Source organism: Listeria aquatica FSL S10-1188, assembly GCF_000525795.1.
In the GTDB taxonomy this organism is placed as follows: Bacteria; Bacillota; Bacilli; order Lactobacillales; family Listeriaceae; genus Listeria; species Listeria aquatica.
Map to the genome: position 1 here is coordinate 288,600 of NZ_AOCG01000006.1, position 19,634 is coordinate 308,233.

General features: G+C 38.6%; 14 protein-coding genes and 6 pseudogenes. 4 read left to right on the plus strand and 16 right to left on the minus strand.

What is annotated here, in order from left to right; all coding sequences use genetic code 11:
• Nucleotides 1-5 precede the first annotated feature (5 nt).
• A complete protein-coding gene (locus MAQA_RS05425; RefSeq protein WP_036072043.1) occupies nucleotides 6-1,061 on the minus strand; it encodes a M42 family metallopeptidase in 1,056 nt (351 codons plus the stop codon).
• Between the two features lie 136 nt (nucleotides 1,062-1,197).
• On the opposite strand from MAQA_RS05425, the gene MAQA_RS05430 reads away from it, so the two are divergent.
• Complete coding sequence (locus MAQA_RS05430) at nucleotides 1,198-2,670, plus strand: LM6179_1298 family efflux MFS transporter (RefSeq protein WP_036072046.1); 1,473 nt, start codon at nucleotides 1,198-1,200, stop codon at nucleotides 2,668-2,670.
• Between the two features lie 76 nt (nucleotides 2,671-2,746).
• On the opposite strand, the pseudogene fabI reads toward MAQA_RS05430, so the two are convergent.
• The 4 genes and pseudogenes from fabI to yjbM all read right to left on the minus strand — a co-directional run bounded on the left by fabI (nucleotide 2,747) and on the right by yjbM (nucleotide 5,999).
• Nucleotides 2,747-3,536 (minus strand): annotated as a pseudogene (gene fabI, locus MAQA_RS05435) (enoyl-ACP reductase FabI).
• A 62-nt stretch (nucleotides 3,537-3,598) separates the two neighbouring features.
• Nucleotides 3,599-4,504, minus strand: coding sequence for an RluA family pseudouridine synthase (locus MAQA_RS05440; protein WP_036072048.1), 906 nt, complete (start codon nucleotides 4,502-4,504; stop codon nucleotides 3,599-3,601).
• A gap of 9 nt (nucleotides 4,505-4,513) precedes the next feature.
• Nucleotides 4,514-5,311, minus strand: a complete 798-nt coding sequence (locus MAQA_RS05445) for an NAD kinase (RefSeq protein WP_036072050.1) — start codon at nucleotides 5,309-5,311, stop codon at nucleotides 4,514-4,516.
• 24 nt (nucleotides 5,312-5,335) lie between these two features.
• Nucleotides 5,336-5,999: pseudogene (gene yjbM / locus MAQA_RS05450) on the minus strand (GTP diphosphokinase).
• Nucleotides 6,000-6,131: 132 nt separating this feature from the next.
• On the opposite strand from yjbM, the pseudogene MAQA_RS05455 reads away from it, so the two are divergent.
• Nucleotides 6,132-6,739: pseudogene (locus MAQA_RS05455) on the plus strand (CYTH domain-containing protein).
• A 204-nt stretch (nucleotides 6,740-6,943) separates the two neighbouring features.
• Nucleotides 6,944-7,726 carry a protease adaptor protein YjbH gene (yjbH, locus tag MAQA_RS05460; protein WP_036072052.1) on the plus strand — a complete coding sequence of 261 codons (783 nt, stop codon included), beginning with the start codon at nucleotides 6,944-6,946 and terminating at the stop codon, nucleotides 7,724-7,726.
• 100 nt (nucleotides 7,727-7,826) lie between these two features.
• Here the strand turns inward: yjbH and MAQA_RS05465 are convergent, their stop codons facing one another.
• The 3 genes and pseudogenes from MAQA_RS05465 to MAQA_RS05475 all read right to left on the minus strand — a co-directional run bounded on the left by MAQA_RS05465 (nucleotide 7,827) and on the right by MAQA_RS05475 (nucleotide 11,161).
• Complete coding sequence (locus tag MAQA_RS05465; RefSeq protein ID WP_036072054.1) at nucleotides 7,827-9,053, minus strand: peptidase U32 family protein; 1,227 nt, start codon at nucleotides 9,051-9,053, stop codon at nucleotides 7,827-7,829.
• A 15-nt stretch (nucleotides 9,054-9,068) separates the two neighbouring features.
• Nucleotides 9,069-9,977 (minus strand): peptidase U32 family protein, encoded by a 909-nt coding sequence (locus MAQA_RS05470; protein WP_036072056.1) that lies wholly within the window; start codon nucleotides 9,975-9,977, stop codon nucleotides 9,069-9,071.
• A gap of 114 nt (nucleotides 9,978-10,091) precedes the next feature.
• Nucleotides 10,092-11,161, minus strand: a pseudogene (locus MAQA_RS05475) (MraY family glycosyltransferase).
• 221 nt (nucleotides 11,162-11,382) lie between these two features.
• Between MAQA_RS05475 and MAQA_RS05480 the strand changes: the two are divergent.
• Nucleotides 11,383-12,321: an LCP family glycopolymer transferase gene (locus MAQA_RS05480; protein WP_036072059.1), complete on the plus strand. Its 939-nt coding sequence runs from the start codon at nucleotides 11,383-11,385 to the stop codon at nucleotides 12,319-12,321.
• A 47-nt stretch (nucleotides 12,322-12,368) separates the two neighbouring features.
• Here MAQA_RS05480 and MAQA_RS05485 read toward each other — a convergent pair whose 3' ends face one another.
• From MAQA_RS05485 to MAQA_RS05520, 8 genes and pseudogenes are all read right to left on the minus strand, one after another.
• Nucleotides 12,369-13,091: a GntR family transcriptional regulator gene (locus tag MAQA_RS05485; protein WP_036072061.1), complete on the minus strand. Its 723-nt coding sequence runs from the start codon at nucleotides 13,089-13,091 to the stop codon at nucleotides 12,369-12,371.
• Between the two features lie 17 nt (nucleotides 13,092-13,108).
• Nucleotides 13,109-13,813: a glucosamine-6-phosphate deaminase gene (locus MAQA_RS05490; protein WP_036072062.1), complete on the minus strand. Its 705-nt coding sequence runs from the start codon at nucleotides 13,811-13,813 to the stop codon at nucleotides 13,109-13,111.
• An 18-nt stretch (nucleotides 13,814-13,831) separates the two neighbouring features.
• Nucleotides 13,832-14,965, minus strand: a complete 1,134-nt coding sequence (gene nagA / locus MAQA_RS05495) for an N-acetylglucosamine-6-phosphate deacetylase (RefSeq protein WP_036072064.1) — start codon at nucleotides 14,963-14,965, stop codon at nucleotides 13,832-13,834.
• A 568-nt stretch (nucleotides 14,966-15,533) separates the two neighbouring features.
• Nucleotides 15,534-16,488 (minus strand): annotated as a pseudogene (locus MAQA_RS05500) (PspA/IM30 family protein).
• A gap of 18 nt (nucleotides 16,489-16,506) precedes the next feature.
• The gene (locus tag MAQA_RS05505; RefSeq protein ID WP_036072065.1) at nucleotides 16,507-16,824 is read right to left on the minus strand and encodes a lmo0954 family membrane protein; all 318 of its coding nucleotides are present in this window, start codon (nucleotides 16,822-16,824) and stop codon (nucleotides 16,507-16,509) included.
• A 132-nt stretch (nucleotides 16,825-16,956) separates the two neighbouring features.
• A complete protein-coding gene (locus MAQA_RS05510; protein ID WP_036072066.1) occupies nucleotides 16,957-17,202 on the minus strand; it encodes a hypothetical protein in 246 nt (81 codons plus the stop codon).
• 105 nt (nucleotides 17,203-17,307) lie between these two features.
• Nucleotides 17,308-18,761 (minus strand): annotated as a pseudogene (locus MAQA_RS05515) (catalase).
• Between the two features lie 16 nt (nucleotides 18,762-18,777).
• Nucleotides 18,778-19,629 carry a GRP family sugar transporter gene (locus tag MAQA_RS05520; protein WP_036072067.1) on the minus strand — a complete coding sequence of 284 codons (852 nt, stop codon included), beginning with the start codon at nucleotides 19,627-19,629 and terminating at the stop codon, nucleotides 18,778-18,780.
• Nucleotides 19,630-19,634: the final 5 nt, after the last annotated feature.

Here is a 19,634-nt window from a genome sequence, read left to right on the forward strand (position 1 = left end):
CTTCTTTATTCTTCCACCATTTCCGAGAATAAATAATGATAAAGCAACTTCTCTGTATAGTAAAGCGAATCTTTATGCGTTCTTTCGTAAGCATGACTCGCATCAATCCCAGCGCCTAAAAGCCCATGAATAATATCATTCCCAGCATGAATGGCGGCGCTCGCATCTGAACTATAGTACGGATAAATATCCACTTTATAAGCTATCTCTTCTTTTTCCGCAAGCGCAACTAGGTGTTTACGTAACCCGTAATGATAAGGGCCAGATCCGTCCTTTGCACAAATCGAAACCGTGTACTCGTCGGAAGATTGTCCGTCACCAAGTGCCCCCATATCAACAGCTAAATATTCCACTGTTTCTTCTGGAATATTAGAATTCCCCCCGTAACCAATTTCCTCATTATTCGAAATCAAAAAATGTGTGGTATAAGGAAGGGAGAGTTTTTCTTTTTGAATATGCTCAATTAGGCGTAGCAGCATGCCAACACTTGCCTTATCATCTAAATGGCGTGACTTAATAAATTCGTCTTCCACAATTTCAGTACGCGCATCAAACGAAACAAAATCGCCAACGCCAATCCCTAGTTTCTTGACATCCTCAGCACTTGACACTCGTGCATCAATCCGCACTTCCATGTTGCGCTCATTTCGCTCTGCCGTTCCTGCATCCTTATAAACGTGAACTGACGTTTGATGCATTAAAATCGTTCCCGAGTAAGTTTTCCGAGAACTTGTTTCAATTCGGCAATATTCGCCTTCGATCGCATTAAAACGGAAACCGCCAATAAGTGAAAGCAGTAGCCTACCATCAGCTTTAATTTCTTTCACCATCGCCCCAAGTGTATCCACATGCGCCGTAAGCATTCTGTGCTTAGCCTTGTTTTCTCCCGGCAAAGTGGCAATCAAGCCCCCTTTGTGGTTTTTAGTATACGTTACATTCAAGCGCTCCAAATACTCGGCAATTTTTTGAATAATGACCGTTGTATTTCCTGTAGGGCTAGGAATTTCAGTTAAAATTTGAATCAGTTGCATCGTTTCTTTTGTATTTGGTTGATAAGTCACGTGCTTCGCCTCCTTCACCTTCTCATTATAGCGAAAATACGCATAGAAGGCATAAAAAAAGTGCTTCGAGTGATTCAAAATATGACTGTTTTGTGCTATAATGCCTTGAGATATAGAGATAGAGGGAGGTAAGATTTTGGAACAAACTAAAGTGAAAGCTGTCACACTTGCCGTTTTCGTCGCTACTTTTATGGCAGCTATCGAAGGGACTATCGTGAGCACAGCGATTCCAACGATTGTGAGCCAGTTAAATGGCATTGAACTAATGAACTGGATATTTTCTGTCTATTTGCTTACTTCCGCCGTCACTGTACCGATTTACGGTAAGCTATCCGACATTTACGGTAGGAAGCTTATTTTTGTGATTGCAACACTTATTTTTATCATTGGCTCTGTGTTATGTGGTTTCGCCCAAAACATGGAACAATTAATTATTTTTAGAGCGATTCAGGGAATAGGTGCAGGAGGAATTTTGCCTTCTACTATGACAATCATTGCCGATGTTTATCCATTTGAAAAGCGGGCTCGAGTGCTTGGTTTCATGGGATCGGCTTGGGGAATCGCAGGGGTTTTTGGCCCACTTTTAGGTGGCTTTCTAGTGGATCAACTTTCTTGGCACTGGATTTTCTTCATCAACGTCCCCGTTGGCATCGTAACTATCGCCTTGATTTGGCTTTACTTAAAAGAAGACATTGAAAAACAACACTTGCCGATTGATTACCTTGGGGCCTCTATTTTTACAATCGCTCTTTTAGTGCTACTATTCGGATTACAACGCGCTGGGGAAACATTGCAGTGGACAGAGCCTCTTGTGCTCATTCTCTTTGCACTCGCAATCGTTTTATTTGCAAGCTTTTACTTTGTAGAAAAACGAGCAAAAGACCCGATTATGCCTTTTGTTCTTTTCAAGAACCCCGTAGTGTTGATAGGCAATTTGATTGGTTTTTTCATCAGCGCTTTTCTAATTGGAATTAATGTCTACATTCCAATGTGGGCGCAGGGCATGCTTGGCCACGGAGCAACGATTGCTGGTCTTATGATTGCCCCGCTATCTGTCACTTGGATTTTCGGTTCATTTCTTGGTGGTAAGTGGCTCACTCAAATTGGAAACCGTCGAACGGTTGGTATTGGAATTCTTTTTACAATCGCAAGCGGCATCATCTTGGCACTCTTTCCAAAAGACACAGGGGACCTTTACTTTTCTTTAAACAGTGCTTTAATGGGCTTTGGATTTGGCGTCATTTTCACAACTACCACTGTTACCGTTCAAGATGCCGTTCCAAAACACCAAACAGGTATTGCAACAGCATCGAACACCTTGTTTCGAACAGTTGGTCAAACGATTGGTGTTGCAATTCTCGGAACGATTTTCAATTCCATTCTTGCCAAACAGTTTGGAGCTGCTAGTCTTGACGGACTGAATCGCAGCAATTTAAATCTACTTATCAGTCCGAAAACTTCAGGAAAAGTGGCGGCAGAGTTGATCTCACCCCTACGTGATATTTTATATCAAGGACTCCATCTTGTTTTTTGGAGCATGCTTCTCCTTGCTATCATCAGCTTTTTCTTACATTTCATTTTACCAAACAAGCACAAAGTTCGTCCTTAAAAAGCAAAAAAAACTTGCGTGTTTACACATGTAAAAAAAAAGCTCTAAGCATCTGCTTAGAGCGTTTTTTTTGACTTTAGAAGCCGATGATATGGTAGCCATTATCCACGTGAATCATTTCGCCTGTAATCCCACGTGAAAGTGGGCTAAACAAGAATAAAGCGGTGTCTCCCACTTCATCAGGATTTGTAGAACGTTGCAGAGGTGCTTTTTCTTCCACAATCGAAAGTGATTTTGTAAAGCTACTTACTCCTCTTGCAGAAAGTGTCCGAATTGGGCCTGCAGAGATCGCATTGACACGAACCCCTACTTTTCCAAGATCCACTGCTAAATATTTTACAGATGCATCAAGCGAAGCTTTCGCTACACCCATAATGTTATAGTTTTCAACAACGCGCTCTCCACCAAGGTAAGTAAGTGTTAGTAAACTTGCATCTTCTGTTAGCATATCTAAATGTTTCAATGTCCGAGCAACAGCAGTGAACGAATAAGAACTTACTTCGTGTGCTTGTAAAAAGCTTTCGCGGTCCACTTCTAAATAGTCACCAGTCAAGTATTCCTTGTTCGCAAACGCGATACAATGTGCAAGTCCGCTAATTTTTCCTTTTGCGGATTTAATCGTTTCAAAAGCCTTCTTGATGCCTTCTTCATCGTTTACATCACACTGAACAACAGGTGCCTCATGATTATTTTCGTTGAGCGACGTTTTTAATTCATCAATGCTTTTTTTTCGCGCGATCATCTGCATATGTAAAAACTAAATCTGCTCCCGCTTCATTTAATGACTTCGCAATGGACCAAGCAATACTTCTCTTGTTTGCTACTCCCATTACAACATAAGTTTTTCCAGCTAATGTCAAATTCATTTTTGTTTCTCCTCCTATTTTCGGATTGCCCTTTCTATTTTCACATGACAGCCCTTTTTTTTTCAATCTATTTCTTTCTTACTTTGTTTGATAACCGACAAAATATCATCTGGAAGTGGAATGTTAAACTCCAGATACTCTTCTGTAAACGGATGAACTAAATGCAGATGACAAGAATGCAGTGCCTGACGGGACATTAAATCTAAGCTTCCACCATACATATCGTCTCCGAGCAAAGGATGTCCAATATGCGAAAAATGGACACGGATTTGGTGCGTCCGCCCCGTCTCAAGTTCAATTTCAACATCATCAAAATTCGTATACCGAGCTCGCCGTTTAAAATTAGTTTTAGCATATTTCCCATCTGCTGTCACGATACGTTCCATGATGCTGAGATCACTTTTGCGCCCAATTGGCGCTTCGATGCTCCCATGACTGGCTTGAAGCCTCCCAGATACAAGTGCCCGGTAGCGACGCTTTAAGAGTCCTCTTTGAAGCGTTTCACTAAGTCTCGCATGGGCAAAGCGCGTTTTAGCAACAAGCATGAGACCAGAAGTATCGCGATCGAGTCGCGTGACAATATGAATCGCAGAAGAGATACCTTTTGTTTCATAATAGCCTTTTAGGTGATTCGCAACAGAACCGCTTGGGTGGAACTGCGCAGGGATAGAAGCCATTCCTGCTTTTTTATTTAAAACGATAATGAAATCATCTTCGTAAAGGATATTCAACTGATCGTGTTCGGCAATTAATTGGGCGTTTTCTTTCTCAGGAGGAAAAGTAACACGCACTTTATCTCCACACCTTACCCGGTATAAAACGTTCTCTTCCTTGCCGTTCACTTCAATTTTTCCTGTTTCATTATATTTGACTGATGCAAGTAACTGCTTTGAAATATGCTTATGGCGAAGAAAAGTTCTAAGTAGTAAATCGCTATCCTTTTCTTCTGCAATCCATTCTAAAAACACGTCTTCCTCCTAGTCTTCAATAAAGGAATCATGCACTCGGTGCCAAAAAGGAAATGAGCGCAACCGAGCAAACTGAATCTCTTTGTCTGAAATTTCATAAATGATTTCATGGACATCTCGGTGCAAAATGCTAAGATGATCAATCGAAATTTGAAAATCACGATCATCTACTGGTTTTAAATGCACGCGGTGATGTGTTGGAAAAATTAGTGGGCTACTAATCGTCCGGTACACTCGGTTATTGATCGAAGCCATCTCCGTGAGTTGCATAGATTTCACAGAGGGATGAATTAAAGCCCCACCCAGTGATTTATTGTAAGCCGTTGTTCCACTCGGTGTTGACATACAGAGCCCATCCCCACGAAACCGTTCAAATTGAGTACTGTTAATTACGACATCGACAACAAATGGGCCACCTGAACTTTTAATGGTTGATTCATTGAGCGCCAAATATTCATCTTTCTTTTTCCCAGTATTATAATAAATCGTTGTTTTTAAAAGAGGATAACTAACACGTTCAAATTTCCCCTTAGCAATTTTTGAGACTAGCTGTTCCGCTTCATGCGGGCGCCAGTCCGCATAAAAACCAAGATGCCCCGTATGAATCCCCACAAAGGCTGTTTCAGAAAGCCGTTCCTGATATTCATGGAATGCAGCAAGAAGCGTTCCATCTCCACCAATAGAGATGACAATCTCAGGCTCCGCTTCATCATAAATCATATCTTCATAGGCTCCAAACTCCGCGATCATCGAGAGTTTTAGCAAATTGGACTTTTCATCCCCCTTAGACGTGATGACATACTTCAAAGTATTTCCTCCTTTATCCGCCAGCTATTTTTTCGGAACCTCTGAGCTCCTTAAAGCTTCTCCTTTTTGTGCGATTTTATTTTCAGAAAAGAAAACTTGCGCTTCTTGAATTTCTTCACGAATTTGGCTCATTTCTTCATCTAGTTGAAAAGCGGCTTCTGCTGCTCGTTTCAAACGTTTATTCATCGTTTCTGGAAATTCTCCTTGATATTTATAGTTGAGTGAATGCTCAATTGTTGCCCAAAAATTCATGGCTAGTGTTCGAATTTGAATCTCGACTAAAATTTTCTGTTCGCCTTGGATCGTTTCAACTGGATATTCAATCACAACATGATAGGAACGATAACCACTTGGTTTTTTGTTTGCAATATAGTCACGCTCTTCGACAATATGAAAGTCGCGTCTTTGGCGTAGCAACTGAACTACCGTCTCAATATCATCCACAAACTGACACATCATTCTAAGTCCGGCAATATCTTGCATTTCTTCCGCCAAATGGCCAAGTGGAATATTTTTTTTGATTGGCTTTATCCAAAATACTCGCAATTGGTTTCACACGACCAGTTACAAATTCAATCGGTGAATGATTATTTTCAAGTTGAAATTGCCCTCGCATCCCTTTAAGCTTTATTTTCAGCTCTTCAACCGCTTGCTTATAAGGTGTTAAGAAATCTTCCCAATGACTCACAAAAACTCACCTCAAATAAAATTTACATTTTCTACCTCACTTATTTTATCACATTTCGTTCCAGTTCGGCAGTCATCACTTTCTTCGTATTTTTTTATTTTTTTCGTGCTACTATGAAACAAAGAGTGTTTTATGAAAAAGGAGGCGCTTCGTTTGCAAGAACTCGAAATTGAATTTCGCAATATGCTAACTGAACAAGAATACCATTATTTAATTGACTTATTCCGCCTAAAAGAAGAAGATTTTTTCGAACAAACCAACTATTACCTGGATACAAGAGCTTTTGCGCTCAAGAACGGGCAGAGTGCCTTAAGAATTCGCAAACGGTCTGATCAATATGAACTCACTTTAAAAACGCCAGAGGGTAAAGGTTTGCTTGAAACCACACAGATCCTTGGAAGTGACCAGGCTGAAGCGATTTTAAATGGATCGAACATTCCAACAGGTTCCGTTCGAAATTTGCTTGAAAAGCTAGGTATCGACTACAACGATCTAGAAATGTTTGGTGCACTTACAACGATTCGAGCTGAAAAACCTTATCAAGACGGGCTTCTCGTTTTTGACAAAAATTTATACGGTGGCATAACGGATTTTGACTTAGAATATGAAGTAAAAGATTATGAAGAAGGCGAAAAAAATTTTTTTATAAGCTCCTTGAAAAACACGAAATCCACCAAGAAGAAGCGCCGAATAAGATCGAACGTTTTTACAAACATGTCTACCAAAATAAAGATGCGTAACATTTCTAAAAAGTGCTCCTCTTGAGCACTTTTTTAGAAGAATCGGTGTTTCAAGTTGCAATTATTTGTTAAATGGAGTTGACGCTGATAAAATAGAAATAGATACTATATTGTATCCTTCTTTTACAACTATACTTCTATAGAATTTCATTAGGATCTAAATATAGATAAATAAGATTAGAAATAAAAAATCAGGTGATTAAAATGATCAATCGAAATCTTTATTATAAATCTGTCGCCAACAGTAAACCGATTGAGATTTATCTCTTTTTCGATCCTGCTTGTCACGATTGTTTTGAGTTGGAATCAAACATCAGACGCCTTGAGATGGAATATGGAAACTACTTCAAGTTACGATATATTCTCCACAATAACTTACAAACTTTTATGTGCAGGAAAAAGCGCGCGGCGGATGGTATTCCGCTAAAAGAACAGCAAGAACAGGCACATCAGTCTTATGTTTCTTGTCTCGCTGTTAAAGCCGCCGAAATGCAAGGGAAAAATCTCGGTATTGCTTTTTTACGTAAGATTCAAGAAGCTTATTTTGTGTACGGTGAAGATCTTTCAAATGAATCCGTTCTTTTTGACAAAGCCGAAGAAGTTGGACTTGACTTAGCTGAATTCAAAAAGGATTTTTCTTCGAGTATTGCAAAACGTGCATATGTTGGGGATCAAAAAGTGGCACGAGAAATGGATATTACTGAAAATCCAACAATCGTCTTCTTTAACCGAAATATTGAAGAAGTCGGACTTAAAATCAGCGGGCTCCATCGTTATGATGTTTATGTGCATATTCTTTCTGAACTCTTAAATCATTTTCCCGAACCCAAAAAACCAGAAATGGAAGATTATATAGCGGAAGTTAAACTTACTTCAGTTGAAGCCATGGCACAGTTTTATGATGTCCCAGCTTGTCAAATTGAACGACAAATGAAAAAGTGGCGTCTACAGCAAAAAGTGTCCCCGATCCATTTAAAAAAATGGTGATGTGCTTTGGCAATACGTCAAACATTAAAACAGCCGAATTCAGCTTCGGCTGTTTCTTTATGAAAAAAGGAATCCTTCAAGAAAGGGATTCCTTTTTTTCTTATTTTTTCTTGCGCATAAAATAAAACTGCTCAACTGGTTCATCGACAACCATTTTAACTGTCATCATAGCATTTTTCGCACGATCAATCGATTCACCGTCTTCGTTCCAAATGTCTCGCACAACTTGCTTAAAGCCTGTATCACTTGGACCGTAAAATTCGATTTCATCTCCCACACCGAAATTATTTCGCTGTTGAAGCGTCGCTATTTTCGATTCCGGGTCATAAGCTAGTACTTGTGCTGCAAAAGCATATTGAGGAATTTTTCTTGTTTTCCCAAAAAGCTGCTCATCTTCCGTTGGCTCCTGGTAAAAGAAACCAGTTGAAAGTTCTCTTTGTGCAACTTTCCAAAGTTCATCTTCCCATGCTGGATCAAATTCAAAGTTCTCTGGATCCGCGCAATAGGCATCAACCACTTTGCGGTAAAGACTAGCAACTGTAGAAACATAATGAATCGATTTCATACGGCCTTCTATTTTCAAGCTATCAACACCCGCGTCCACCATATCGGGAATATAACGGATCATGGATAAATCAACTGCACTCATCGAAAATGGTTCTTCATCTTCATCCACTAAGTTCTGTGCCACACCCCGGTCCATTTCAAACAAATCATATTTCCAACGACAGCTCTGTGCACAGCCACCTCTATTGGCATCTCGGTTTGCCATATGGTTCGAAAGCGTACAACGTCCTGAATAAGAAATGCACATCGCTCCATGAATGAAAGCTTCCATTTCGATATCCGTTTTTTCACCAATTTCACGAATTTCTTCCATGCTCACTTCACGAGCCAAAACGACTCGTTCAAGACCACGTTTTTTCCAAAATTCAAGCGTCTTATAGTTGGTCGCGGATGCTTGTGTCGACAGATGCACCGGAAGTCCTGGCGCGCTATCAAAACAAATTTGAATAAGGGCAGGATCTGACACAATGACAGCATCAATTCCAATATCACGTAATGTTAAAAAGAATTCACCCGCACCTTTTGTATCCCCTTCATGGGCAACCATGTTGGCAGCTACATACACTTTAGCATCATGCTGATGAGCAAATGCAACACCTTCAATCATTTCTTCGTAGCTAAAATTACCTGCACGCGAACGAAGCCCAAAAGCCTGTCCGCCAATATAAACAGCATCCGCTCCGTAGCGAATGGCGATTTTCAATTTTTCTAAATTTCCTGCCGGCGCAAGCACCTCAGGTTTTTTCGTGATTGTTTTCACTGTTATGTCTCCCCCTTACTTGACCTCTCCTGGATCTTTAAGATAAAATCCAGCATTCATATTTCGTGTACTTGGCGCAATTTCTGCTAAATGATTCACAAAGGTTTCCGCAACAAAATTCCCACTTTCAAGCGCTTCCCTTGCCTTTACAAATAATTTAGCAATTACAACAAAATCTGCTCCGTGTAATAAAATCCCATCCAATTTCCAAGTCGTTAATCCCGCATCAAAAAGTTCTTGCAAATACGGCATCATCGAAATGTCTTCGGAGCTAAAAATATGCGTCCCATTTTCGTCTTCATAAATTGGCATCATACTGTCCGAATCGTTTGGTTCACGGAGATAAAGACCACGTTCCTTGCTTGCATCTTCATCCAGTTCCACAATGTGATAATAGTTTGTCACAAGTTTACGTTTTGACTGATGGATACAAGTTGGCCCATAAACAAGCACTTCCACTGGCGAATCAAGCTTTTGACTGATTTCAAACAACTCAGGTCTCGTTAATTCCCGAGCAAGAACAGCTCCAATCGCTCCTTGTTTCACCCAAAAATCAATTTGTTCAGCACTTGTTACAAAAGTTTGCGCATCATACACATAAGGCAAGTCAAGTTCAAGTTCTTCTAGTGTTAAAATAACCCCAGGATCTCCGCAAGCAATTTTATCCACCTTCATTTCCGCAAGCGCCTTTAAAAATTCAGGTAGCTCGTCGAAATGCTCATTATGCATGAGTCCGTTAACAGGAACTAAAATCTCCTTTTGATACGCATGTGCGAGTTTCGTTAGTTCTTCTAGTTCAGCAAGGCTAAACGAAGTAGGTAGTCGAAGTCCAAAACGACTATTTCCCACATAAAGCGTATCAATTCCTGTGCGAAGCAAATTTTCGGCTTGCAGTGCTGATTCTGCTGTCGCAATAATTTCCATTTAATTTTCCTCATTTCTCCTTTAGGCTTACTGAAATAATGTATCACAACTTACGCCTTGCATCAATATCTCTCAAGAAAAAAAGCCCGGTTCAAAACTAACCAGGCCTTTCAGTTATTCATTTTTTTCTTTGTCTGATGAATCAGATTCAATTCGTAAAAGTTTCATAATGGGTTTATAATTTTGTCCGATTAAACCAAGTGATTCGATCAAAACCTCTACAAGCAACAATAAAATAGCCATAAGTAAAACGGAACCCCAAACCGTCGACATCGTGAAAAGAAAAGAAAAGAGGGAAAAAAAGTGCGGAAATCGCATAAATTAAAATCACGGTTTGACGATGGGTAAAACCTAATCCCATCAATTGATGGTGAATATGTGATTTATCTGCCATGGCAAGTGGCTGTTTCGTAACTATACGACGAATGATTGCAATGATAGTATCAGAAATTGGAACACCAAGAATTAAAATGGGGACAATAAGTGAAATAAAAGTAACATTCTTAAAGCCCATCACAGAAAGTATAGAAATTAAAAACCCTAAGAAAAGTGCTCCTGTATCTCCCATGAAAATTTTAGCTGGATTAAAGTTAAACGGAAGAAAGCCAAACGTTGCAGCAAATTAAAAGTGCAGAAATCATGATCACAACTGGATCTGACATGATAAAAGCCATACCAAGAATAGTAATAAGCGCGATCGTAGAGACGCCCGCAGCCAATCCATCTAGTCCGTCAATTAAATTTACGGCATTCGTAATGGCAACAATCCACAAAATCGTAAGCGGAATACTAAAAATCCCAAAATGTAGTTCGCCACCAAAGGGTAAATTAATAAATTCGATCGTAATACCGCCCCAGAAAACAATGATGAAAGCTGCTAAAACTTGACCTAAAAGCTTATATCTGGCTTTGATTTCAAATAAGTCATCAATAAATCCAGTAAACATCATCACTGTTCCAGAAATAAAAATGGGCCAAAGAATCGTTTTATCAATTGGAAGTAGAAAAAGACCTATACTAAAACTTATATAAATGGCTAATCCGCCAAGACTTGGTATTGGTTTCACGTTTACCCGTCTTTTATCTGGTTTATCCGTCACATCGAAATAAAGGGCTGCTTGCCGGATAAACGGTGTTAAAATCAAAGAAGCCAAAAGACAAATAATTAATATGGGTAAAATCAAGGGAGGCCCTCCTTTTTTTCTATAGCTTTATTCAATAGTTAATTATACGTTCTTTCAAAATGAAAAACAATGAAAATCCTGTTTCTTGTCTGTTCTTTTAAAAATTCTTTAAGAATAAATACTTCTTGAAAAATTTGTGTCTATTTTTTAACGATTTTTTGTAAATTGCTGACGAATGAGTCAAAGTAGTATAAAATGGTAATGTAAATATGCAGGAAAGGATGACAAATTTGCGGACTGAAAAAAGAAAACGTAAAAAGAAAAGAAAAGGCCTTAAAATCTTTTTGCTCGTATTACTTGTGATTATTTTGCTGATTGTCGGCTATTTGGGCTTTGCTTACTGGAAAACGACTTCAACCTTTAATAAAATTCATACACCTATCAGTGGAAAGGAAAATACGGGTGTTGCACTTGATAAGAAACAACCGTTCTCTGTTTTAATTCTCGGGGTCGATGAACGGGAAGGCGACAAAGGACGTTCTGATACATTAATTGCAGCTACTGTAAACGGGAAAACAAACAAAATCCAAATGCTTAGTGTCCCGCGTGATACAAAAACACTTATCCCTGGATACGATTCCAACCCACACAAGATTAATGCTGCTTATGCCTATGGTGGAGTAAAAATGGCGGATGCCACAGCTACTCAATTTTTAAATGGTATTCCATTCAACTACTATATTAAGATCAACATGGAAGGATTTCGTGACCTTGTAGATGCGGTTGGTGGTATTGAAGTAACGAATGAAAAAGAAGGATTGAGTTTAAAAGGAAAATCCTTCAAAAAAGGCAAGATCAGCTTAAACGGTGAGGATGCCTTAACTTACGTTCGAATTCGGAAATCTGACTCAGAAGGTGACTTTGGTCGTCAAAAGCGGCAACAACAAGTGATGTCTGCAATTGCTGAAAAAGCACTTAGCACCGGCATTATTTGGCGATTTGATGGGATTTTAAATGCAATTGGTGATAACATCGAGACAGACTTTACAATGACTGATATCACACGAATTGCTAAAAATTACCGTGGTGCCCTCTCAAATGTAGAGAACCTACAAGTTAAAGGAGAAGGTGGCCGAGATTCTGGTGGACCTTGGTACTTCAATGTTTCAGATTCTGAACGTGCTCGTCTACACGATGAACTAGAAAAAAACTTAGATTAACGAAAAACGCCAAAACCATGGAGGTTTTGGCGTTTTTTATTGAAAAATTATTGTTTAACTTTGGCAACAAACTGAAAACGACTTCCCACATATTGTGAGCGTGTAAACTCAAATGGTCGACCATCATCAAGCGCTGTGATTTGGCGTAGCTTCATAACTGGGGAGCCTAATTTCACATCTAAAAATGGCGCTACTTTTTCAGAAACAAGCGCAGCTTCCATCACTTGCTCAGCATCGCCGATTTTCCGTCCGAGTTTCGTTTCAATAGCATTATACAGTGAATCCATGATATCCTCTTTTGTCAGGAGCGAAGCAATTTGCTCTGGAATGGCTGCTACTTCATACAAAATGGGAATTTGATCCCCGTAACGGATCCTCTCAATTTTCATAACATTACTATTTCCACTGAGGTTTAACGCATCCTGCTCTTGAATACTTGCTGGACGGATCCCATAAGATACAATACGCGTTGAAGGGATTTTTCCTTCTTGAAGCATTAAATTAGTGAAACTCGTCACCGCTTCCAGTCGTTCAGTTAACTTCTTTTCAGCGATGAAAGTACCTGCCCCGACACGACGTTGTAAAATCCCATCATCTACTAAGCCTTGAATCGCTTGGCGCACAGTCATCCGACTTACATGAAACATTTCAGCGAGTTGTCTTTCAGCAGGAATAGACGAACCAATTTCCCAAGTCCCCACCTCAATTTTTTGCTTAATATCTGCCTGAATTTGCATGTAAATTGGAATTCCTGATTTTTTATCGATCATTTTTCAGCCCTCATTTTTTATAGAAGTGAAGCCGCCTCATTATCTACAATAATAGTTACATCTGGGTGGTTTTGAAGTGCAGAAGCAGGACAATCTTCTGTGATCGGTCCATTTACCGTCGCTTTAATCGCTTCCGCCTTGCTTTTCCCAAAAGCAAGCAAGATAATTTTTTTAGCATTCAAAATGGATTTAATCCCCATCGAATAGGCATGTGTCGGCACATCTTCTTCTTTTTCAAAATAAATTTTATTTGCTTCACGTGTTGATTCTGTAAGAAGCACTTTATGCGTCAATGAATCAAATGATGTTCCCGGTTCATTAAAGCCGATATGTCCATTTGTTCCGATTCCAAGAATTTGAATATCAACTGGATGTTCGTTCAAAATAGCTTCATAGCGATTGCATTCTGCTTCTGCATCTTTTGCAAGGCCATCAGGTAAATAGCTTTCCTTAAATTTCTTTTTCGAGAAAAGCAAATCATTCATATAGTAATGATAACTGTTTGGGTCGTCCGCTGCAAGACCTACATATTCATCTAAGTTAACAGTTGTAATTTCGCTTGTATCTATATCGCTTTTAATAAATTCTGCATAAAGTGTTTCTGGTGTACTCCCAGTTGCGAGACCAAGTGTGCTCACTTTCTGAGCTTTAATGGCAGATTCAATAATTTTAAGTCCCTCTTTTGAACCGCTTAGTTTATCTTCTACTTTAATAAGTTGCATATCGTTTTTCCTCTCATTTCACACATATTTTTGGCCGTATGAATACGTAGCCGTAATTTGTAAATCTTGATCTAAAATATTGAAGTCAGCATCTTTCCCTGCTTCAAGACTTCCTTTTGAAGTAAGTCCAAATTCCGTTGCTTGGTTTACAGAACTCATCAAGACCGCTTCCTCAATCGTACATCCTGTGAATTCAATCATGTTACGGAAAGCATCATCATAAGTTAAAACACTTCCAGCAAGTGTTCCATCTTCTAGACGAGCTTGCTTATCCTTCACGATCACAGTTTGACCACCAAGTTCTGATTTTCCTTCAGGCATTCCTTTAGCTCTCATTGAATCTGTAATAAGTGAGATGCCATGTGCACCTTTCATTTTATACGCCAATTTGACCATATCACGATTTACATGGATGCCATCGACAATTAATTCTGCTTCAATACCATCTTCTAAAAGCACATGTCCAGGAACTCCAGGTTCACGGTGTGTCATTCTATGACAAGCGTTATAAAGGTGTGTTGCATGGGTTGCCTTACTTGTTTTTAAATGTTCCCGCACATCATTTGAGTGCCCAATGCTTGGTACAACACCAAGTTCATAGCATAAATTTTCAAACGCAGGTGAAGTTTCATGTTCTGGTGCATAAGTTACGAGCTTAATAAGTCCACCTGAAATTTCAAACCATTCCTTAAAAAGTTCCAAATCTGGTGCCATGATGTATTCTTCCGGTTGGGCACCTTTGAAGACAGTGGACACAAATGGTCCTTCCAAGTGAATCCCACCAATAAGAGGCTCTTCTTTTGCTACTTCATTAATAACGCGTAAGGCTTTTTCGATATTTTCTTTTGACTGAGTCATCGTTGTCGGGAAATAAGTAGTAATGCCTTCGCGAAGCATCCCACGAACTTGTTTTTTCAAACCTTCTGGATCGGCGTCCATTGCATCATGTCCATATCCACCATGCGAGTGAACATCAATAAAACCAGGTACAATTTTTTGACCCTTGGCATCAATAACTTCTTCGCTTTTCTCTGCTTTAAAGTTTACCATTTGACCAACTTCTAAAATTTCTTTATCAAAGCGAATATAAGCATTTTCGAGTACCAATTTACCAGTATAAATGGTTGCATTTGTTATTACTTTTATTGCCATAATTATAAGCCTCCTAAATTTAATCGGTCTATACCAATTATTATACCTCTTTTAATCAAAAAAGCAACTTCTCATTTCATTTGATATTTACCCGGATGCTTTAAAACGAATCAAGAATTTCATCATTAAATTTTTACATAAAATCTTCCTCTACTCCGTTTTTGATTTATTAGAAAATGACTTTTAAAAAAAATTCTTTCCTCATTTTTACAAACAATTGATTTTTTTAAAAATTTAAAAAAAACACAAATTCCTAAGTCTTAATTCAATGAGGCAAAACATATCATTCTTCAAGTTCTATAATATTTTCTTCTCTGAACTTAATAAATAAAACTTAGCCTTCTGCTCCAGAGTGATAAAAAACAACAGCATAATCACTTAATAAAGCAGATCAAAAAGCTTGATTATCACTGTCTTTTTCTTAGTTATTTAGATACACCAACAAACTATGATTTATTAATTTCTAGCTCAGTTCCTTCTAATTTATCATCAAGTAAAGTCTTTACCTTATTCCACAGAAATCTCACCCACAATGATTATCAGTTACTCGATTGTTTGCTTTCAGAACTCACACGTGAAAAATTAGCTCAATAACTGCTCGAATGATTTTAACAAAAAAACAGAGTGTTTCCCACTCTGTTTTTTTATTTCTTATTTTTTTGTTTTGTTCTTGTTCTGGCTCTTCACCTTCACGCTTTTTCTCGTCATCCAGATTGATTTCATCTGTATCCTTTATCTTATCTGACTCTTTTTTCCCGACTTCTTTTTCTAGTTGATCTAATTTTTCATCCATTGAAGCACGATCTTTTTTTCTTGAAATTTTGCTTTTCTCGTTCAATCAAATCATCTACCATTGAAGTAAAATCTTGTGTCTTTTCTTTAATAACTTCTTTACTTTTCGTAGTTTTCTTTTCAAGCTCATCCATCAGGTCATCAAAAGACTGCGATAACTCTTTTGCCATATCAGCTTTTTTTATTCGCTTCCTCTGCCAAGTCTCGTTGTTTTTGTGCCTCATGGTAGTCAGACACACTTCCCCAGCTCATATCATGAATAACTTTATCCATTTTTTGTGATGTCTCTTCGGCATTCTTCTCTGCCATTTCCGCCAAATGTTGCGTTTTTAAGTTTTTCCATTTGAGACGCATTTCATGCATTTGAAGCTCTAATTCTTCAAGTCTAGTCGTTGCTTGATCGTAATGCTCTTTCGTTGCAGCAAGCTGCTCTTCATACTGAGTGACTTCTTTTTGAGCAAAATCAGCTAGTTTTGTTTCCCCCCGCTTCATTTGCCACTTCAACTTGGTGACGACGTTTTTCAACGTAAATTTCCATTTCTTTATATTCTTTATAGAAAAGTGATTTTAATTCGCGTTGTTTTTCTACCATGCGTTCTGCTTCTTTCATTTCAGCTTTGGTTTTGTCCATGTAGTAACTAACGGAATTACGTTTTTTTTTCAGTTCGTTCGTCCAATTTCTTGCTCACATCTTTGTTCCATTGTTTTAATTTATCAAATAGATTTGCCATAATTGTCTCCTCCAAAAATTATTTATTATATGGGTAATCAAATGTATCATTTTCTTTGTAGCGCTTAGACTTTTTATTTCTAAATAAGAAATAAACAATCGCTGCAACCACGATCACTGCAATTGCGCCTTTTAAATTAGAGAAAATCATGAGGGCACCGAGTGCGATCAAAATACCATAAAGGATTTTTTCTCCAACTGAATTCGACTCGCGCAGTTTGCTATAGGAATAAAATCCAAGTACTGCACCAACTGTTGCGATAATCGCTGGCCAAAGCATGGTCAAAAGTAACACAGCAAGAATAATAACCAGTAGTGCGATGATGAAACCTTTCATATTGTTTTCCTCCTTCTCTAACTAATATCTATAATATCGCAAAATCATAACCTTCGTAACAAACTATAGAAGGAAGTTCAGGTAAGTCTTGAGGCCTATAAAAAAAGATTGAGCAGTTATTGCTCAATCTCCCTACTTCCCGTCTAGCGCTTGCTCTTCATTTTCATAATTGACAACAGTCATTGCCCCTTCAGAAAACATGTTGTCTGCCGCTAGTTCTGCTTCTTTATCCATTTCTGTCATTAAATATCGACGTTTGATGTCTTCTACTGAACGAAATGGATCTGCTTTTGACTTACACTTTTTAGCTCCAACTATACTAGAAACTATAAGAACTATTGCTGAAAAAAATAGCATTTGCTTTGTTTTCCGCCGCAATGTCATCTCCTCCTTGCCATTCTTTTGGTTTTTCCCCTTCTTAAAATAGACTAAACCAAAAAACAGGTACTTAAGGAGTCCTTAAGTACCTGTTTTTGTATTTGTTTATCCTTTAATCTGATCCAAAGGGAGTTCAAGTGCTTCAGCAACTCGAATGCCATATTCTGGGTCAGCTAAATAAAATTGACGCGTTTTCGCGAATTTGAATTTCTTTTTTCGAGACTTGCCCAAGATTTTCCTTGATAGTTTCGATCAATCGATCTTTTTCTTCTTTGGACATAAGTCGGTATAGCTCACCTGCTGCGGAATAGTAGTCATCATCATAAGCATAATTCCCAGCTTTTCCTTCTAGCTCATCGCCGTGAATTTTCGCTTCTGGGTCTTCTACAGGACCGTTGAAACTATTTGGCTCATAATTAACGCTACCATCTTGTCCCGATACCATAAACCCGTCTCTCTCGTAGTTTTTAACATTAGTAAGTGGACGATTCACAGCAAGCTGCTCAAAGTTTGCTCCAAGACGATAACGCTGTGCATCTTTGTAACCAAATAGTCGGCCTTGAAGAAGTTTATCAGGTGAAGCTTCAATTCCTGGAACAAGATTAGCAGGTGAAAAAGCTAGTTGCTCCATCTCTTCAAAGTTATTCGTTGGATTTTCATTAAGTGTCATTTTCCCAATTTCAATTAATGGGTATTTTTTTTGCGAAACTACTTTTGTAACATTCAAAAATATCGTGCTCATACTTTAAACCTTCTTCATAAGGAAGAATTTGAGCATAAAGTGTCCACGACGGATATTCTCCATCTTCAATGGCATTAAATAAATCATTCTGCAAGAAATCTAAATCTTTAATCAGCATTTGATCAGCTAGCTCATTTGACATGTTCTTAACACCTTGATCCGTTCTAAAGTGATATTTCACCCAGAACTGTTCACCTTCTTTGTTCACCCATTTGAAGGTATGGCTACCGTATCCGTGCATTGTCCGGTAACTTGCCGGAATCCCACGATCCCCCATTAGATAAGTCACCTGATGAACAGACTCAGGGGAAAGCGACCAGAAATCCCACTGCATGTCAGGTGTCCGTTTATGAGTTCGTGGATCACGTTTTTGAGAGTGAATGAAATCTGGAAACTTAAGTGGATCATTCACAAAGAAAACGGGCGTATTATTTCCGACAATATCATAATTTCCTTCTTGCGTGTAAAATTTAACGGCAAAACCGCGAACATCCCGGTACGTATCTGGATATCCAGCTTCACCAGCAACTTGAGAAAAGCGAACCATTAATGGCGTCTTTTTACCAGCTCCATTAAATAAATCTGCTGTTGTATAGGCACTCATATCATGAGTTAATTCAAAAACACCTTTTGCCCCAGCTCCCTTTGCATGTACAATTCGCTCAGGGATCCGTTCACGGTTAAAATGTGCCAGTTTTTCAAGCAAAGCATAATCCTGAATTAAAACAGGGCCACGTTTTCCTGCTGTTTGTGAATGTTCGTTGTCTGCCCATGGCTGTCCTGCATTTGTTGTTAGTTTGTCTTGCATTTCAATCATCTCATTTCTTATTTTTTTAAATCAGAACTGTAATTACGCTACCAATTACAATTAGCAATAAGCCAAAAATTGTTTTTTTAAGCGCTTGTCCTGATTTTGATTCCTTCAAAATTACTATACCCCCGATTGTCGAAATCACAACATTTAATTGTGTAATAATATAGGCTGTCGCAACGCCATTTTTTTGTGCTGAAAATATATAAGCAAGTGCTGAAAGACCAAAAATCAGTCCGACGATAACGGCCTTCCAACTCTTTTTTTCTTGAAAAACGCGTTTATTATTGATACAAGCATAAAGCACTGCACCAATAAATACACCTAACATTTGTGGTAAAAAGATTGACAACCCAGAGGCTGATACAGCTTTTGGTAGGGCGCTGTAGACCCAATAACCTAAGCTCGTTGCGGCAAGGACAAAGATACCTCGCTTTGTTTCTGAGCGATTTTGCGTACTGTCCGAAACAGAAGTAAGCAATACACCAATAATAAGTAACAAAATCGCTAGAAAACCAATAATTTTATTCAAATTTCCTGGCCATTCCCCAAACAAAATCACACCAATTAGTGATGTTCCAACAAGTTGGAATCCTGTTGAAATCGGCATCGTTTTCGATACACCAATTAGTCCAAAAGCATGATACTGCCCAGTTTGCCCCATTACCCAAAATAATCCCGATAACAAACTAAGGATAAATACATTCGCTGCAACAAAATGAGGTGAAAAAAGAGCTGTTGCAACGATGCCAGCAATAAGAGCACCAATACCTGTTCCAAAAATTTCATTTGATGGCTTTCCACCGATTTTCCGTAGAATAAGTGGTTGAATTCCCCAACCAATGGCAGGAAGTAAAGCGATTAATACATTCATTTAGC

What these genes read in the sequence shown, in the direction of transcription:
- nagA (WP_036072064.1), bottom strand. Translation starts at nt 14,965, where the DNA reads ATGGCAATAAAAGTAATAACAAATGCAACCATTTATACTGGTAAATTG.
- MAQA_RS05490 (WP_036072062.1), bottom strand. Translation starts at nt 13,813, where the DNA reads ATGCAACTTATTAAAGTAGAAGATAAACTAAGCGGTTCAAAAGAGGGA.
- MAQA_RS05485 (WP_036072061.1), bottom strand. Translation starts at nt 13,091, where the DNA reads ATGATCGATAAAAAATCAGGAATTCCAATTTACATGCAAATTCAGGCA.
- MAQA_RS05480 (WP_036072059.1), top strand. Translation starts at nt 11,383, where the DNA reads ATGACAAATTTGCGGACTGAAAAAAGAAAACGTAAAAAGAAAAGAAAA.
- MAQA_RS05520 (WP_036072067.1), bottom strand. Translation starts at nt 19,629, where the DNA reads ATGAATGTATTAATCGCTTTACTTCCTGCCATTGGTTGGGGAATTCAA.
- MAQA_RS05470 (WP_036072056.1), bottom strand. Translation starts at nt 9,977, where the DNA reads ATGGAAATTATTGCGACAGCAGAATCAGCACTGCAAGCCGAAAATTTG.
- yjbH (WP_036072052.1), top strand. Translation starts at nt 6,944, where the DNA reads ATGATCAATCGAAATCTTTATTATAAATCTGTCGCCAACAGTAAACCG.
- MAQA_RS05505 (WP_036072065.1), bottom strand. Translation starts at nt 16,824, where the DNA reads ATGAAAGGTTTCATCATCGCACTACTGGTTATTATTCTTGCTGTGTTA.